Source organism: Acinetobacter sp. V110_1 (genome assembly GCF_031798975.1).
Classification (GTDB): domain Bacteria; phylum Pseudomonadota; class Gammaproteobacteria; order Pseudomonadales; family Moraxellaceae; genus Acinetobacter; species Acinetobacter nosocomialis_A.
Genome location: NZ_JAVQNN010000014.1, coordinates 68,575 through 84,594, shown reverse-complemented (window position 1 = coordinate 84,594; position 16,020 = coordinate 68,575). Strand labels below are relative to the sequence as shown.

Genomic DNA, 16,020 nt, shown 5'->3' with positions numbered 1-16,020 from the left:
CTTTAGTGTCAAAATAATGTATAAAAGCTAAATATTCGCTTTTATGTTATTCATGTTCTATGAACAATTCAAGTTCAAAACGGTCAAGAGCTGTTTTTCAATTAGATGCTGCAAGCGCTTTGACACTCAACACAATTACGCTTATGACATTTATGGCTGCATCTAGTGCACCAACGCCGCTCTACCGTCTATACCAACAGATATGGCAATTTTCACCGGTCACATTAACTTTAATTTTTGCAACTTATGCTTTTACCCTGCTGGGATCATTACTGATTATTGGTTCTCTGTCTGACTATATTGGGCGTCGACCAGTCATTATTGCTGCCATTTCTCTACAAATTATTTCAATGAGCTTCTTTTTATTTGCTTCAGATGTTTCGATGCTATTTATCGCACGAGGCTTACAAGGAATCGCAACAGGGCTTGCTGTTTCAGCTATAGGAGCAGCCATTTTAGATTTTAGTAAGCTTCATGGCTCACTGATTAATAGTATTGCACCAATGATAGGTATGGCTGTTGGGATTTTTCTGACTTGTTCTATTTTGCAGCTCTCCGCTCACCCGTTACAGCTTGTTTTTGAATTCTTATGTTTTCTTCTTATTTGTGAACTCATTTTAAGTTTTCTTACCCCAGAGACTGCACAAAAAAGAGCTGGTGCGCTTGCTTCTTTAAAGCCTGCGATGGCTATTCCTACGCAAACGAAAAGTGCTTTATTAACTATTAGCCCAATTAATATTGCACTTTGGATGGTCAGTGGTTTCTTCTTGTCACTCATGCCATCTTTACTAGCAAAAATTTTCCATACTTCATCGGCATGGCTAAACGGTATTATGTTTATGGCGCTCGCCCTTTCCGGTGCGGCAGGTATATTAACGCTTAGAAAGTCGACAAATTTTCGTATTTTATTAACCGGTACGCTCTCGATTGCTATTGGTGCCATTGTCTTATTCATCGCCATTAACCTAACCAATGCTGTAGTTTTATTTTTAGGTTCTATTATTACTGGCGTTGGTTTTGGTACGGCGTTTATGGGAGCCATTCGTAGTGTAATGCCGCTGGCTCTTCCAGAAGAACGTGCTGGACTTATGGCAGCATTTTTCGTTGAAAGTTATTTGGCTTTTAGTATTCCTGCAATTTTAGCTGGCTATTTTGTGGGTAAGATTGGACTGATGCATACAGCAAATAGCTACATCTGCTTTATTGTCTTACTATCACTTGTTGCCCTTTTCATGATTTTTAGAAATTTTAAAAATAAATAACTATATAAAAAAGCCTCGAACAGAGGCTTTTTTAACATTTACTGGTCACGCCAGCGTTTTAAAAAACGTTTTACATACTTTTTAAATGGCCAAGTAAACTGTTTTATAAAACTATTTGGAATTTTATAGCCAACTGTTCCATAAACACTTGCCAAATGATTCGGCATATATACAGTTTTAAATAAGACATCATAAAGCGGAATAAAAGCAGCGTAATTTTTATCAATCGCAGGTTTTTCTGAAGAGTGATGCCAATGATGAAATTCCGGTGTTGCGATAAACCAACGTAAATATGGAAATCGAAAACGTACATTGGAATGAATAAAAATCGCGTGAAACGAAATAAAAATTAAATAGGCAAAAACAGCAGAAGTATGAAACCCTAAAAGAAAAATCGGTAAAGTGGCAATAAAGCGAGTCATTAAAACTTCAACAACGTGTAAACGGGAAGATGCTAACCAATCCATATATTCAGTCGAATGATGAATCGCATGAAAACGCCATAAAAAGTTAACTTCATGCATGGCTCGATGTAACCAATACACCGTAAAATCAACCACAATGAGCAATTCAATGAATTGCAGCCAAATTGGCTGAGCTTGAACATACGGCACAATTGGGTTATCAGGTAAATGCGTAATCCAATACTGAATTGGCATAACCGTTAAGAAGCTAAATAGTTGAATACCAATATGGCTGACCATGAAATATTTCATATCGGTCACCCAGCCCACTCTTAAGATCTTTTGTTCAGGGTTTTTAGCAAAAAAGCCTTCAAGGGGTATAAAAATAAAAGCCAAAATGACTAAGGTAAGTACAAAATAATCAATGCCTGCATAAAATGGTACGCTTGGAATGACTGGAGCATGAATAACACCACAGCCTAATACTGCTGCGATGAGTGCAAAGCATAAACCATAAAAGCCATATCGATTTTGTCGGATGATTGCACTAAATGCTCCAAAACCTGCGCTAATGATTATGCCTGTAATGAGGCCATAATAAAAAAGACTATAGTGCTTTGCATAAAGTGGACGTAACTCAGGAGTTGTCAGCACACTGGGAAACAAAAAACATAAAGCTCCAAATAAGCAAAGTAAGCTTAATGCCATGGATATAAAAGCACTAATTTTTCCTAAACCCGCATTAAGCTCTAAATTTTCAAATCTTGCTCTTAATTGATCGGTCATAATTCATATCAACAGTTCTTATTCTCTATGCCGCGCATGCTAACAAAATTTAATTATTAATTGTAAAAAGAACCTTATTTAACTCAGACTAAAAATAGATATATAAATAAAACTAACCAATCAACACAAAAACAGGATTAATTGGTTAGTTATTATAAATATTTATCTATTTCAGAACGTGGAAATAGGCTATTTATTTTTATATGGAGTCTCATAGGTTGTTTCAGCAACAGGTGAAACACGCCAAACTGTATTACCAACATCATCTGCGACTAATAGTGCACCCGAAAAATCAATTGCCACCCCCACTGGGCGCCCATAAGCCTTACCTTTATCACTGAGGAATCCAGTCAAAATATCTTGCGGTGGGCCAGAAGGTTGACCACTTCTAAATGGTACAAAAATGACTTTATAACCACTGTGAGGCTTACGGTTCCAAGAACCATGCTGCCCGATCAATGCACCTCCTCTAAATTGTGGCATCAGCTCGGCTGCATAAAATGTAAGACCTAAAGAAGCCGTATGGTTGCCTAGTGCATAGTCAGGTTTAATTGCACGAGCGACCATTGCTGAATTTTGTGGTTTGACTCGCACATCTACGTGTTGACCATAGTAACTATAAGGCCAGCCATAAAAAGCTCCATCTTGAACCGATGTCATATAATCGGGTACTAGGTCACTACCAATTTCATCACGCTCATTAACAACCGTCCAGAGTTTACCGCTTTGAGGTTGCCACGCCATACCATTGGGATTACGCAGTCCAGTTGCAAATGGACGTGACTGCCCGCTTGCGATGTCAAACTCCATAATTTGTGCACGGCCTTTTTCTTGATCTAGACCATTTTCAGCAACATTACTGTTAGAACCGACGGTAATGTAGAGCTTTGTCCCGTCACGATTGGCAATGACATTTTTGGTCCAATGGTGGTTTAAAGGGCCACCAGGTAAGTCTAATACTTTAGTGCCACTCGCAGTAATTCTTGTCTCGCCTTCCTGATAAGGGAAACGCACAAGTGCATCCGTATTGGCAACATACAAATTATTACCGACTAGCGCCATACCAAATGGTGAGTTTAAATTTTGAAGAAATACCGTTTTCTGATCGGCAACTCCATCTCCATTGGTGTCACGAAGTAAAGTAATACGGTTAGCACTCGGATGAGATGAGCCTGCCCGTCTCATCACAAACGTCATGATTTTACCTTTAATGCCTTTACTGTCTTCGGGTTTAGGAGGAGCATCTGTTTCAGCAACTAACACATCACCATTTGGTAATACATAGAGCCAACGTGGGTGTTCAAGTCCTTTAGCAAATGCTTTTACCTTTAAGCCTTCTGCCGGTTTTGGCATTACCCCACTTGGCCACCCTTGCGCGGGTGCTATATTTACGGTCGGTAATAGGCTTGATTTAGGTTCAGGTAATTTTGGTTCCGGGCCATAACTCTCAGCAATCGGATATTTAGAGGATGAAGCACACCCTGTAACTAGAACTACAACGGTCGTGCCTAAAATCGGCAGTAAAAAACGTGTAAGCATCTTTTATCTCCATTTCTTATTTTTTCGCAATATGCACAGGGTAATGCTTTAGAAGAGAGACTTATAGTTTATTTATTTAACTGTGCTGAGCAGTACAGTCTATATTTTAAAAATTTTAATACATAACCGAGTGTTTTCTAGGCACTTAAATCCCCTTCATCATAACTACAAATTAAAACTTCGCATTAGGATTGTTATGTAAAGTATTTATGTTGGCTGATAATAACTTATTAGCTAATTTTGTCGATCTCGCCTATTTTTTAATTAAAAATTCCTTTACCCTGACCTACTTTAACTATTTTTAACTTTCACGGTAGCTCAGGCGTTTAATTAAGTTCATTTATTTCTTATGTCAAAAAAATTAGCAACATTGATTGGTTTAAGTGCGATCCTGATGTGGGCCTCAATGGTGGGTTTTGTAAAACATATCACGACTGTGATTGGGCCAGATGTTGGAATTACACTGATCTACTCTTTAAGCGCGTTGCTACTCCTTATTATTTTTAGAGTGCCAAATTTTAAGTTAATTTCTAAAAAATATTTAATTTTAGGTGCCATTTTATTTATTGCTTATGAGCTCTGTTTTTCGTTTGCTCTTGCTTATTCAAAGACGGCACAACAAGCGATTGAAGTAAGTATCGTGAACTACCTTTGGCCAAGTTTGACGGTATTAGCTTTTGTAATTTTTAAAGAACTAAAATTTAATGTATTTATTATTTTAGGCTTAATCATTTCAATTTTCGGCATTATTTTTATTCAGACCGGAAACGGAGATTTTAGTCTAAGTCGAGTTATCGATAACTTTTATAGCAATCCTCTAAGTTATATTTTGGCATTTATAGGTGCCATTATCTGGGCTTTTTACTGTGTATTAACCAAGAAAATAGGTAAAGGGCAAAACCCTATTTCTATTTTCTTTATTGGCGTTGCTGCAACCTTGTGGCTAAAGTTGTTATTTAGTGGTCAAGCCGTTTTGCCATCACTCGATTTAAATACAACTTTATCTCTAGTCTTCGCATCCACTGCAATTGGGCTAGGTTATGCAGCATGGAATATTGGCATTATTCATGGCAACACCACCATGCTAGTAGTTGCTTCTTACTTTACGCCCATCATCTCTTCTCTGCTTGCCATGTTGGTTTTACAAACCGAGTTATCAATCAGCTTTTGGCAAGGAACGGCTATGGTTACAGCAGGTTCTCTCATTTGCTGGCTTTCAACAAATTGGGCAGTTATCAGTACTTATTTCAAAAAGAATTAAAAGCTTAGGTCATACTGATACAGACTTATCAGCAACAGAGTTAGTTTTAGTTTTTTGCTCTAAAGCAAAATTAACAGCTTCTTTTGCATGAATGGTCGTGGTATCAAATAACGGTACAGAAAATTTAACATCACCAATCAACATACAAATTTCAGTACAGCCTAAAATAATACCTTCGGCACCTTCCGCAATCAGCTCCTCTACCACGGTCATATACTTTTGTTGAGAATCTGGATTAATCACGCCTAAGCATAATTCATCATAGATAATACGATGTACTGTTTTGCGACTGGTTTCATTTGGAATAATTACCTCAATTCCATGGTCTTGTAATCTGGCTTTATAAAAGTCTTGCTCCATGGTGAAAGCTGTTCCCAACAGTGCAACTTTTCGGATATTTTGACTTAAAATTTCTTTTGCTGTGGCATCGGCAATATGTATGAATGGGATCGTAATGGCCTCTTCAATTTGAGGAGCTACTTTATGCATGGTATTGGTACATAACACTATACAATCTACCCCAGCTTTCTCTAAATTCATTGCTTGCTGAGCTAAGTATTCGCCTACCTCTTGCCATAAACCTTTTGATTGTAAACCGGCTATTTCTTCAAAATCGACACTATTTAAAATGACTTTAGCTGAATGTAACTTTCCTAATTTGTCCTGAACGGTTCTATTCATTTGTTGATAATAAAGCGATGTCGACTCCCAGCTCATTCCGCCTATCAAGCCAATCGTTTTCATTCATTTCAGTCCTTTTATTTGATCTATTCTTTATAGCCATAAAAAGCTAAACATCACTAGAAGGAAATTGCTCTCTTGATTAAATCTATAAACTGTTTTATAAAATATATTTTTTAAAACTAATTAATAAAAACTTTATGTTAGAAACAGACCGCTTAATCTTAAAACCATTTGTTCAAGAAGATTTATCTACAGTCATTGAGATGTTACAAGACAAAGATTTTATGGCTTTTTCACCTTATGGTCACTTAACACTTGAAGCTGCAACGACTCGTTTTTTTGAAATATTAGAGCATTATAAAAAGTATAATTTTGGCAAAATGGCTGTGGTCTTAAAGGATACTCATCAAATTATTGGTTATTGTGGGTTTGAAATTTGTGAAGTTAATGGCAAAACAGAAGCTGAACTAGGTTTTAGACTTATTAAAACTCAACGAAATAAAGGCTATATTGTTGAAGCTTCACTTAAGTTACTAGATGACATGAAAAATCGAAATTTTAAGCATGTGATCGCTTTTTCAGAAAAAGATAATTTACCTGCTCACAACCTATTAAATAAGCTTGGTTTTGAAAAAACCAACTCATCTAGTTATATGAATATGGATGTTATCTTTTTCAAAAAAGATCTATTATTTTCTTCATAAGTATTATTCCTATAGAAAACTTTAAGTTAATGAAGATCTATTTGCTTCAAAGAAGCCACCATTAAACTCAAATCAAAAAAAATAAGAATTCACGCAAATTTCACGACAGCCTCTTTAATTTAATCTTATAAAGTTGGCTAGGATTCATTCATGAAAATTATAACTACTGCCTTAGGGCTGATTACCTTAGTAGGTCTAACAGCATGCAAAAGTGTGCCTAGTTATTCAGGTGATTATAGTAAAGCCGAACAACAAATTACTGGTGTTACATTAAATGACGAACAAGCACTAGAGATTGGTAATCACTTTGTTGCTGCGTTTAACACTTTGGGCACACCATCCTTTGTAAGTAATGCAAGTAATCTTTATGCAGATCAGCTCTATATCAACGATACACTCTCACAGTTCTCTCAGAAAAAAGATTTGATTAAACACTTTGAGGGTATGAACACACGCGTCAGTAACGTCACAGTCAAACTCATAAGTGCAACTCATCATCAAGATAGCGCTTATATCCATTGGTACATGACCTATGACTTTAAAATGCTAGGACGCTCGAAAACCATGGCTTCTTACGGAATTAGCCAAATCAAAATTAATGATCAACAGAAAATCATTTTCCAACAAGATTTCTGGGACCCAGCAAACGGTCTTTATCGTTCTTTACCTATATTTGGAGGAGTTTATAAATGGATATTACCGTTCAAAAAAACCGAATCTTAATACTTCTGGGTATTTTAATTGCATCTCATGCAAATGCGGCTGAACTAAAGAAATGTAGTTCAGCACCTTTAACGGTAACGAGTCAAAAAGTAGGAAATGTCAGTTACTTTGCTGAGGATTGCTTAAAAAGCTGGCAAAACCAAAGCATAAAAATGGATTTTAGCTATAACCGAGATATTCCCGAATGGGCATTTAAGCGGGCGGCAGCACACTATTTGAAGAAAAATATTAGTGGATTTGATGCAAAATCTCCACTTAATCATATTAATGAGCTTTATAGACCAATTAAGAGCGGAGATTTATATAGTCTTTATTACCAACATGAAAATCAAAAACTAGAGCTAAAATTAAACCAGAAGCTACTGGGTTCTATAAATAATCCAAATGCAAATCAATATTTTAAAATCTGGTTTGGTGCTGAACCATTTAATGCTAAATTAAAACAACAACTATTAAATTAATGGCTTAATAAAATCTTATGGGTAATCACTTTATCCTCATGGTTGAGGACCATTTTGAACTGGCGGCAACCGTTTGCGAATTTCTTGAAGTACACGGTTATGTCATTGATCATGCCCGTAATTTAGATGCAGCACGCTCTTTTCTTAAATCGCAGCATTATCATCTTTTACTTCTTGATATAAACTTACCCGATGGTTCAGGTTATGACCTATGTAATTGGCTACGTACTGAACAAGGGGTTGATATTCCTGTGCTGATGCTGACAGCAAGAGACACCTTAGACGACAAACTTAAAGGATTTACTGCTGGTACAGATGATTATTTAGTTAAGCCCTTTGATTTTAATGAATTAGTGATGCGTATTCGTGCCTTAATTAAAAGAGCCGCGGGTGAAGTCGCCAATCATAAAATTCAGATTCACGACTTAATTCTTGATAGCGCAACTCAAACAGTTGTTCGTGCTGGAAACAGTATCGAATTGCCACCTATCCAATTTAAACTATTAAAAATTTTGATGCGCCAGTCTCCGAAAGTGGTAACCAAACAAGAACTGATGATGGAACTATGGGGAGATGAAGAGCCCGAAAGCGATGCTTTACGTAGTCATATTTATAATTTAAGGAAAATGGTAGATAAACCTTTTGACCCTAAACTATTACACACGGTAGCAGGTGTCGGTTTAAAAATTGCTTTAGATGATACTGATTAACTTAAATAAACTACAACTATCAAACCCGTAGTCATTTCTAAGTCCAGATCAGGATGTGTAGCTAAATAGTATTGCCGATCAAACAATTCGACTCGCCATCCTAATTGTTTGCAAAGCTTTTGCACCAGTTGTAACCCAATGCCATGACCTTTAGCTTTTAAAGAGAGTTGTGAATCACTAAGTTCCTGAACCTTCACATCATTTGGTAAAGAAATTCCGATGCCATTATCCGCAATAATTAGGCTATTTTTTTGTTGGATAATATCGATTTGTGAACCTTGGGAATAATTAAGAGCATTACGCAAAATATTACTTAAGACCATTTTGGTCATAGATGGATATAACCACCGTGGTTGTTCGGCTGAGTCTGGGTGAATATGCATATGTATACCTTTACTCACACTTACGCCTTCTAAACTTTCGACTAAGTCCTCCACAATTTCAGACAATAAATTCTTTTCAGACGGTAAACTTTTTACCGTATTACGCGCAATCGCAAGTAAAGTGTCGACGAGCAATTGCATATCTTCAATGGTATTGTGAAGGCGAGTTAAAGCTTTGTCTTCTCCATACTTGGTCTGACAAAGTTGCACATTACCCTTCAAAATCGTGAGCGGCGTGCGCAGTTCATGACTGACATCTCCCGTAAACTCTCGCTCGCGTCGAATAAATTCACTTAAAACTTGATGATATTTTTCCAGAGCCTGTTTTAAGTACTCTGCTTCCATATTGCCATTGGTATTTATATCTTTAAATGGAGATGCTTGTGTGTCTTGATGTGCCCAATCAATATTTTCTAACGCATTTGCTAAACGTGTAATAGGTGAAAAATAGCGCCTCGCTCTTCGATTTGACCACCACAAAAAGCTATATAAAACAGACAAACTGAACATGAGTGGTGCAAGTCCAAATAACCAGACCAACTTATTGACATTACTTTCGCCAAACACCAACAGTACATGCTGGCCGTTTCGCTCACCATATACGGTCATACGTTCTTTACCATCAATAAAGATTCGATGTACCCCACTCTCTAAATGCATATCTTTAAAGGGTTGAGGAGCGATCTGTGTATTCCACCGATATCCATATAAGTTTTTAGTGTCTGGCAGGTCTGCATTGGGATTGCGATCTATACGCAACCAATAATGCTCCATTTCCTGTTCTAAAGCCGTTTTAAGTAAAGAGCCTTTAATCACCCAAGCACTACATGCCAACCCGACCACGATCGATAAGGCAATTAGACCTATCTGCAACCAATAATATCGATTGAACATTTGGGCTAATGGATGACTAGCTTTGCCATCGTTTCGAGTTCTTATCATATCTTTATCGCCGGGATAGGCTGTCAAAATTACAATGATCGCTTTTTAAATAAATAGTGACCAATGACCCACTCTTGTCCTTGTTCAAAACCAAAAAGCTCGGCACAAGCCATGAAGAAAATACGCCAGCGTTGCCACCAAATATTGGCATCTTTTCCATAGATTTTTTTAAATAGCGGCTTAAGCTCTTGCTCTTGATTATCCATATTTTCAAGCCAAGCATTCGCGGTTCTCATATACTGCTCACCCGACCACTGCCAGTGCTGAGCCAACTCTAGGTGCTCTTGGAAATGCAAAAAAGTTGAAGTTGAAGGCATTAAACCGCCAGTAAAGAAATACTTGGACATCCAATCATAGTCTGATTTTACTTCAAAAGGATAATGCAAAAAGCGATGACAAAAAATATGACACCAGAGTAAGCCGTCAGGCTTTAACCATCCCTGAATTTTTTCAAATAGACGTTGATAGTTTCGGACATGTTCAAACATTTCGACCGATACAACACGATCAAATTGGCCTTTATCTAATTCAAGTACATTTACATCACAGGTGAGCACTTCGACATTGGTTAAACCTCTCAATTCTGCTTGCCCAAGAATATGCTTCTTCTGCGTTGCAGAGTTTGAAACAGCCGTAATCTGTGAATGTGGAAAGTTTTCTGCCATCCATAAAGTTAAAGAACCCCATCCACAGCCTAGCTCTAAAATGTGTTGACCATTTTTGAGTTGTGCACGTTCACAATAAAGCTGAAGTGCAAGCTCCTCTGCCTGATCTAAAGTTGTTGTTTTAGTTGGAAAATAACATGCACTATATTTGAGTCTTTTTCCAAGCACCGCCTGAAAGAACTCAGTCGGTAATTCATAGTGCTGCTCGTTTGCCTTGTCCGTTTCAACAGCGATTTCGCTCTTCTTCAGCATATTAAGCACATCCATATAGCGCTGTGCTCCTTGCTCAGGGTCATAACGGCCTTCTTGAATTAAACGCTTTTTGCTTAAAGCACGAATTGCAGCCCTGATTGCATGGTCTGGAACAACACCACTTTCAACAATTTTCAAAGACTGATGAACGATAAAATCCATATGCGCACCTATTTTTTGGGTTTTCGCGGAATAAACATTGATGTTTTCTGTTGATAATCAAGATAATTTTGACCGCGACTTTTAATTGCCTGTTTTTCGCTAAATGGAATACCTGTGACGTAGTATAAAAATAGCCACATCAATAACGGATAAATCCACAATACATATTGGCCCGCAGCTAAACCAATGATTGGATAGGCAAACCAGTGTAACCATTCAAAAAAATAATTTGGGTGACGGGAATAGCGCCATAAACCTTGGTCCATGGTCTTTCCCTGATGTTCTGGGTTTAATTTGAATCGATATAACTGCTGATCAGCGAGCTGCTCTCCAATTAAGGCTATGCCCATGATTACAGCAGCAATCTCTAGAGTAACTTTATATCCACTATCCCATGCAGGTACCTCTACATTGAGTAGCATCCACATCGGTAAAAAGAATAAAAGCACTAAAAAGGTTTGAAATATAAAAAATAAGAAGAAGCCCAAATGCTGGAACTTACCCATTGCCTGACGCATACTCGCGTAACGGCCATCTTCTTTTTGTTCAGATTGATAACGTCTTAATAGATGCCAAAATAATCTTAAAAACCATAGGCCACTAAAAAGACCAATAAAAATTCGTACTTCAACAGGAGCAACTGAAATAAGTAGAGACGACACAATAATATTCACTGCCAGACAGAAACTCCATGCGGCGTCCACAATCCCAGCACGACCATTTGCAGTGGCGAGTAGCCAACTCAGCAACATGATGAGTAAATCCAGAATCAGTAAATTCCATAACATGAGCATTCTCCTTGCTTGATGTGTTTGGGTTAGTAACTGGTACTTTCAAACAACAAGTGAACATTGCTTATCACGCCTTCTTTAAAGCCACCCTCGCAATAACATAAATAGAAATCCCACATTCGAATAAAGTTTTCATCAAAACCAAGAGCCAAAACCCGTTCTCGGGCTGCTAAAAACCTTTCTCTCCAGTGATGAATTGTTTGTGCATAACTTAGACCAATGTCATTTAAATGTTTTAACCTCAAACCACTTTCAGAGGCGGTTTGGGTCAATATCGCTATGCTAGGAATAAAGCTACCAGGGAAAATATAGCGTTTAATATAATCGACTGTATTTAATGCTTTTTTATAGCGAAAATCTTCAATGGTGATAGCTTGAATAAATGCCAAACCTTTCGGTTTTAACAATGCCTTACACTGATCAAAATACGTCGACAAGTATTGCGCACCAACTGCTTCAACCATTTCAATTGACACTAACTTATCAAACTTTCCTTCAAGCAAACGGTAGTCTTTGAGTTGCACATCAATTCGATGTGCCAAGCCAGCTTCATTTACACGAGTAACGGCTTCATCATATTGTGCTTGCGAAATAGTAATTGTGGTCACTTTACAGCCATAGTGTTGAGCTGCATAAATTGCAAAACCACCCCACCCACTTCCAATTTCAACCAAATGATCTAATGGTTTTAAATCGAGCTTTTTACAGATAATGTCTTTTTTTAAGTCAGATGCTTCTTCAAGTGTCATATTTTCATGTTCAAAAACTGCACTTGAGTACATTAAAGATGGATCTAAGAAAAGTTTAAAAAAGTCATTACTTAAGTCATAGTGCTCAGCAATATTCTTACGGCTACCCGTTATAGAATTCTTTCTATTTCTATACCAAGCCTTGAGCAAAAACTGGCTGGCTTGAGCAATCGCATTCTGATTAATCTGGTCTAATACATCTCTATTACGTGCCAAGATCTGAATCAGTTCAACAAGTTGTTGGCTACTCCAATCACCACGGATATAACCCTCTGCCGCTCCTAAAACGCCATTTTTTAAAATGAGATCCATCAGCAAAGGATTGTGAACTTCAATCACCGCATGCAAGTCTGAGACTTCGCCAACCGTACCATTCCATGCGCCCTGAAAAGTAATCTGTCCATGACGTAATTTGAGAAGACTCTTGAGTAGCAACGGTAACGAGTCATCTTCACCATAAAGAAATGTTTTTATCATGTCTTATCTACCTTGATCTTTTTAGGATGACGATAAAATGGAACTTTTTTTCGCCACAACTTAAATGCTTCTAAATATATGGAAAACAGCATTTTAAAAGGTGCTAGGCTGTTAATAAGAGCATATCGATATTGCTGTGAAGGAAATGTGATGGGCACAAGTTCAAAGCGCATAGTGGCATCAAAGACTTGTTTTTGTTCCTCAAAAAGCTGCATATGAATGACATTTTGTAATTCTGAAAAACTAAATCGCCAACGGTAAGTCAACTGCATGGGCATAAACGGCGATACATGAAATGACTTTTCAAAGTTAAAATCGAAACTCTGATAATCACCCACCTGACCTTGTTGTTTTATACAGTCGTGTGCATAGACTTTCCGCTCATTCCACGGGGTGTTGGTAATTTCACTTAAGATAAATAGGGGTTCGCCTGTTTGGGATAAAACAAAATAAAATACGACTGAATTAAACCGAAAACCTAAACAACGCGGTAAAGCCAATACTCTAATTTCCCATTCAGGCTTAATAACAATACTATTATTTTGCAATAATGCTTTTTCTATTTTTTCCCTAATAGAACCGCAGTACATATTTAAAAAATCATTTTCGGATAGTTTTAATACATTCCAATGATCAGTCGACCAAAGTGAACAATCTTTTGTAATTTCATTTAGTTGATCTGGATCGAACCACAAATAATTTAAGGTCGAGGTAAATTGGTGTGGTTTGGGGCTATAACGCCGATGACGAATAAACGCGGGAGCGATAGCAAGTTTATTTAATAACATTTGAAAGCTCCCTACTTATTTTTATAACTCTAAAAGTTGCTCTACAACACGTGCTGCACTGCGGGCGCCATCTTCATGAAACCCCCAGCCCCAATACGCTCCACAAAACGAAGTCCGATTTTGCCCATTAATTTCGTGCCAACGAGATTGAGCTTGAATCGCTTTTGCATCAAATACAGGATGCCGATAATGCCGTTCAACCAAGACGTCTTCAGCTTTAATTTTCATATTCGGGTTTAAAGTACAAAAAATCTGGGTTTTACAGGGTAAATTCTGCAAATTATTCATCCAGTAAGTAAAACCATAATGTATGTCGTACTCATCGTTTTGAACTTGTGATGTTGGCGTTACATGTACATGCCAACTTGCCCACTGCAAACGGCTTTTAGGCATAATCGAAAGATCACGGTGAACCACCATTCGATTATCTTGATAACCAAATTGGCTTAATATTTCCTGTTCAAGTTCTGACGCATCTTTAATTAAACTTAGGCTATCGTCAGCATGGCTGGCAAAAATTACCCAGTCATATTGTGCTCGCCCTTCTGAAGTTTCGATCCACACTATTTCTGGTGAACGGCTCACAGCTTTTACTTCTGCAAATTTCCATTCAATGGATGGGCAATTCTTTTGAATAGCACGGATATAACTTGCCGAGCCGTTTTTAACTGTTTGCCATTGTGGCCGCTCTTTTAGCTGTAACATGCGGTGATGTTGAAAAAAACTCACCACAAATCGATATGGAATTTGGCCTACCTGCTCAACGGGAGCCGACCATAATGCGCCGCACATCGGATAAAGATGCTCATAACGGAACTCATGACTATATTTATGGAGGTCTAAATATTCTTCAATCGATAAATTAGGATCAATATCTGCCACGTCTATATCTTTATTGTCATCATAAAAACGCAGCAAATCTGAGAGCATTTGTAGAAATTTACGGTTTAAAAAGTTCTGCGGACGAGCAAAGAGTGACCATTTTTTTGAAGGATTATATTGAAGTCCACTCACCAAATTATTTACCGAAAAACTCATATCGCTGCTTTGAGTTTCGACGCCTAATTTTTTAAGCATGTCGGTAAATAACGGATAGTTATGATCATTAAACACAATAAAACCACTATCTACCGCGACTTTAGCACATTCTATCTCTAGCTCGTGAGTGTCAGTATGACCACCAAAATAGTTATTTTTTTCATATACCGTAACTTGATGCTGTTTTGACAATTTCCAAGCAGCATAAAGCCCCGATATACCTGAACCAATAATGGCAATCTTCATAACACTTCCCCATTTTCAATTTTTTCTATCGGTAGATCCTTAATTTTTTTATATTGGTAAACTTTATTCGGTACGGGTTTTAACCCCCATACCAAACCAAATAAAGACATGACTTTGAGAATATAAAAGGTGATATCAATCTGCCACCAGTGAAAACCTTGTCGAACACTACCCGCATAAAAATGATGGTTGTTGTGCCATCCTTCACCCAAGGTAATTAAAGAGAGAAAAAAATTATTACGGCTATCATCTGGAGTATTAAACTCACGTGAGCCATAACGATGAGCAAGTGAGTTAATACACAAGGTTGCATGTGTTAACAGAACAGTAGAAATCACAAATCCCCATACTAAAAGCTGTAGACCATTGGTCCTTAATTCAGGGAAATGCTGCGCAAGCCATGAACCAAAACCATAAATTGCCAAAGCTGTCAAAATCACAATAGGCAAGCTAAATCGGTCGAGCCAAATCAGTTCTGGGTATTTCAACCAGTCTTTAATGACTTTTTTTCGAGTGGCAAAATTTTGTTCATTTAAAAACCAGCCTACATGCGAATACCAAAAACCTGCTTTCGCTGAATGCGGGTCTTGATCGGTATCGGTAAAGTGATGGTGATAACGGTGGTGTGCTGCCCACCATAACGGTCCGCGCTGTGCACTCATGGTTCCAATCAGAATGAAAATGAATTGAACAATACGTGATGTTTGAAAAGTTTTATGCGAAAGATAACGATGGAAAAAAGCAGTAATTGCGAACATGCGAAGAAAATAAAAACCAAGCATGAAGACCACAGCGAACCAAGACACCCCCACCCAAAAAACGGCTAAACAAGCGATATGCAATAAAATAAAAGGTATGATTCTTAACCATTGAATTTTCTTTTCAATGATATAGTCACCCGAACTAGTAAGCTGCGCATTTTCTGAATCTGACCAGCTATCGATCCAGCGTAGAAAAAATTTAGACATTGATTCTTCCTGATCTAAAGCATTT

16 protein-coding genes are annotated in these 16,020 nt (G+C 37.6%); 6 read left to right on the top strand and 10 right to left on the bottom strand.

Going from position 1 to position 16,020, the window contains the following annotated elements; genetic code table 11:
* Positions 1-59: 59 nt before the first annotated feature.
* Positions 60-1,262, top strand: a complete 1,203-nt coding sequence (locus RMA95_RS04105) for an MFS transporter (RefSeq protein ID WP_311069663.1) — start codon at positions 60-62, stop codon at positions 1,260-1,262.
* Between the two features lie 38 nt (positions 1,263-1,300).
* Here the strand turns inward: RMA95_RS04105 and RMA95_RS04100 are convergent, their stop codons facing one another.
* Positions 1,301-2,452 (bottom strand): sterol desaturase family protein, encoded by a 1,152-nt coding sequence (locus RMA95_RS04100; protein WP_191001408.1) that lies wholly within the window; start codon positions 2,450-2,452, stop codon positions 1,301-1,303.
* Positions 2,453-2,641: 189 nt separating this feature from the next.
* Positions 2,642-3,991 (bottom strand): sorbosone dehydrogenase family protein, encoded by a 1,350-nt coding sequence (locus RMA95_RS04095; protein ID WP_311069662.1) that lies wholly within the window; start codon positions 3,989-3,991, stop codon positions 2,642-2,644.
* Between the two features lie 349 nt (positions 3,992-4,340).
* Between RMA95_RS04095 and yddG the strand changes: the two genes are divergently transcribed.
* The gene (yddG, locus tag RMA95_RS04090) at positions 4,341-5,252 is read left to right on the top strand and encodes an aromatic amino acid DMT transporter YddG (protein WP_311069661.1); all 912 of its coding nucleotides are present in this window, start codon (positions 4,341-4,343) and stop codon (positions 5,250-5,252) included.
* A gap of 9 nt (positions 5,253-5,261) precedes the next feature.
* Here yddG and RMA95_RS04085 read toward each other — a convergent pair whose 3' ends face one another.
* Entirely contained in the window at positions 5,262-5,996 is a 735-nt protein-coding gene (locus tag RMA95_RS04085; RefSeq protein WP_311069660.1) for an aspartate/glutamate racemase family protein, read from the bottom strand.
* Between the two features lie 137 nt (positions 5,997-6,133).
* Here RMA95_RS04085 and RMA95_RS04080 point away from each other — a divergent pair, with 137 nt between their 5' ends.
* From RMA95_RS04080 to RMA95_RS04065, 4 genes are all read left to right on the top strand, one after another.
* Complete coding sequence (locus tag RMA95_RS04080; protein ID WP_311069659.1) at positions 6,134-6,640, top strand: GNAT family N-acetyltransferase; 507 nt, start codon at positions 6,134-6,136, stop codon at positions 6,638-6,640.
* Between the two features lie 150 nt (positions 6,641-6,790).
* Positions 6,791-7,363 carry a nuclear transport factor 2 family protein gene (locus tag RMA95_RS04075; RefSeq protein ID WP_200001876.1) on the top strand — a complete coding sequence of 191 codons (573 nt, stop codon included), beginning with the start codon at positions 6,791-6,793 and terminating at the stop codon, positions 7,361-7,363.
* Positions 7,330-7,824, top strand: coding sequence for a chalcone isomerase family protein (locus RMA95_RS04070; protein ID WP_311069658.1), 495 nt, complete (start codon positions 7,330-7,332; stop codon positions 7,822-7,824). The genes RMA95_RS04075 and RMA95_RS04070 overlap by 34 nt, the downstream gene beginning before the upstream one ends.
* 17 nt (positions 7,825-7,841) lie before the next feature.
* Positions 7,842-8,534: a response regulator transcription factor gene (locus tag RMA95_RS04065; RefSeq protein WP_311069657.1), complete on the top strand. Its 693-nt coding sequence runs from the start codon at positions 7,842-7,844 to the stop codon at positions 8,532-8,534.
* Here RMA95_RS04065 and RMA95_RS04060 read toward each other — a convergent pair.
* The 7 genes from RMA95_RS04060 to RMA95_RS04030 are packed head-to-tail and all read right to left on the bottom strand — an operon-like array spanning position 8,531 to position 15,995.
* Entirely contained in the window at positions 8,531-9,859 is a 1,329-nt protein-coding gene (locus tag RMA95_RS04060) for a HAMP domain-containing sensor histidine kinase (protein ID WP_311069656.1), read from the bottom strand. The genes RMA95_RS04065 and RMA95_RS04060 overlap by 4 nt on opposite strands.
* Before the next feature lie 29 nt (positions 9,860-9,888).
* Entirely contained in the window at positions 9,889-10,938 is a 1,050-nt protein-coding gene (locus tag RMA95_RS04055) for a cyclopropane-fatty-acyl-phospholipid synthase family protein (RefSeq protein WP_311069655.1), read from the bottom strand.
* An 8-nt stretch (positions 10,939-10,946) separates the two neighbouring features.
* Positions 10,947-11,726, bottom strand: coding sequence for a DUF1295 domain-containing protein (locus tag RMA95_RS04050; RefSeq protein ID WP_042076852.1), 780 nt, complete (start codon positions 11,724-11,726; stop codon positions 10,947-10,949).
* 29 nt (positions 11,727-11,755) lie between these two features.
* Positions 11,756-12,955, bottom strand: coding sequence for a cyclopropane-fatty-acyl-phospholipid synthase family protein (locus RMA95_RS04045; protein ID WP_311069654.1), 1,200 nt, complete (start codon positions 12,953-12,955; stop codon positions 11,756-11,758).
* Entirely contained in the window at positions 12,952-13,743 is a 792-nt protein-coding gene (locus tag RMA95_RS04040; RefSeq protein ID WP_311069653.1) for a DUF1365 domain-containing protein, read from the bottom strand. The genes RMA95_RS04045 and RMA95_RS04040 overlap by 4 nt, the downstream gene beginning before the upstream one ends.
* Before the next feature lie 21 nt (positions 13,744-13,764).
* A complete protein-coding gene (locus tag RMA95_RS04035) occupies positions 13,765-15,027 on the bottom strand; it encodes an FAD-dependent oxidoreductase (RefSeq protein WP_311069652.1) in 1,263 nt (420 codons plus the stop codon).
* A complete protein-coding gene (locus tag RMA95_RS04030; RefSeq protein WP_311069651.1) occupies positions 15,024-15,995 on the bottom strand; it encodes an acyl-CoA desaturase in 972 nt (323 codons plus the stop codon). Before RMA95_RS04030 ends, RMA95_RS04035 begins: the two co-directional genes overlap by 4 nt.
* Positions 15,996-16,020 lie beyond the last annotated feature (25 nt).

Coding starts and splice junctions, on each gene's coding strand:
- RMA95_RS04105 (WP_311069663.1), top strand. CDS start 60: ATGAACAATTCAAGTTCAAAACGGTCAAGAGCTGTTTTTCAATTAGAT.
- RMA95_RS04100 (WP_191001408.1), bottom strand. CDS start 2,452: ATGACCGATCAATTAAGAGCAAGATTTGAAAATTTAGAGCTTAATGCG.
- RMA95_RS04095 (WP_311069662.1), bottom strand. CDS start 3,991: ATGCTTACACGTTTTTTACTGCCGATTTTAGGCACGACCGTTGTAGTT.
- yddG (WP_311069661.1), top strand. CDS start 4,341: ATGTCAAAAAAATTAGCAACATTGATTGGTTTAAGTGCGATCCTGATG.
- RMA95_RS04085 (WP_311069660.1), bottom strand. CDS start 5,996: ATGAAAACGATTGGCTTGATAGGCGGAATGAGCTGGGAGTCGACATCG.
- RMA95_RS04080 (WP_311069659.1), top strand. CDS start 6,134: ATGTTAGAAACAGACCGCTTAATCTTAAAACCATTTGTTCAAGAAGAT.
- RMA95_RS04075 (WP_200001876.1), top strand. CDS start 6,791: ATGAAAATTATAACTACTGCCTTAGGGCTGATTACCTTAGTAGGTCTA.
- RMA95_RS04070 (WP_311069658.1), top strand. CDS start 7,330: ATGGATATTACCGTTCAAAAAAACCGAATCTTAATACTTCTGGGTATT.
- RMA95_RS04065 (WP_311069657.1), top strand. CDS start 7,842: ATGGGTAATCACTTTATCCTCATGGTTGAGGACCATTTTGAACTGGCG.
- RMA95_RS04060 (WP_311069656.1), bottom strand. CDS start 9,859: ATGATAAGAACTCGAAACGATGGCAAAGCTAGTCATCCATTAGCCCAA.
- RMA95_RS04055 (WP_311069655.1), bottom strand. CDS start 10,938: ATGGATTTTATCGTTCATCAGTCTTTGAAAATTGTTGAAAGTGGTGTT.
- RMA95_RS04050 (WP_042076852.1), bottom strand. CDS start 11,726: ATGTTATGGAATTTACTGATTCTGGATTTACTCATCATGTTGCTGAGT.
- RMA95_RS04045 (WP_311069654.1), bottom strand. CDS start 12,955: ATGATAAAAACATTTCTTTATGGTGAAGATGACTCGTTACCGTTGCTA.
- RMA95_RS04040 (WP_311069653.1), bottom strand. CDS start 13,743: ATGTTATTAAATAAACTTGCTATCGCTCCCGCGTTTATTCGTCATCGG.
- RMA95_RS04035 (WP_311069652.1), bottom strand. CDS start 15,027: ATGAAGATTGCCATTATTGGTTCAGGTATATCGGGGCTTTATGCTGCT.
- RMA95_RS04030 (WP_311069651.1), bottom strand. CDS start 15,995: ATGTCTAAATTTTTTCTACGCTGGATCGATAGCTGGTCAGATTCAGAA.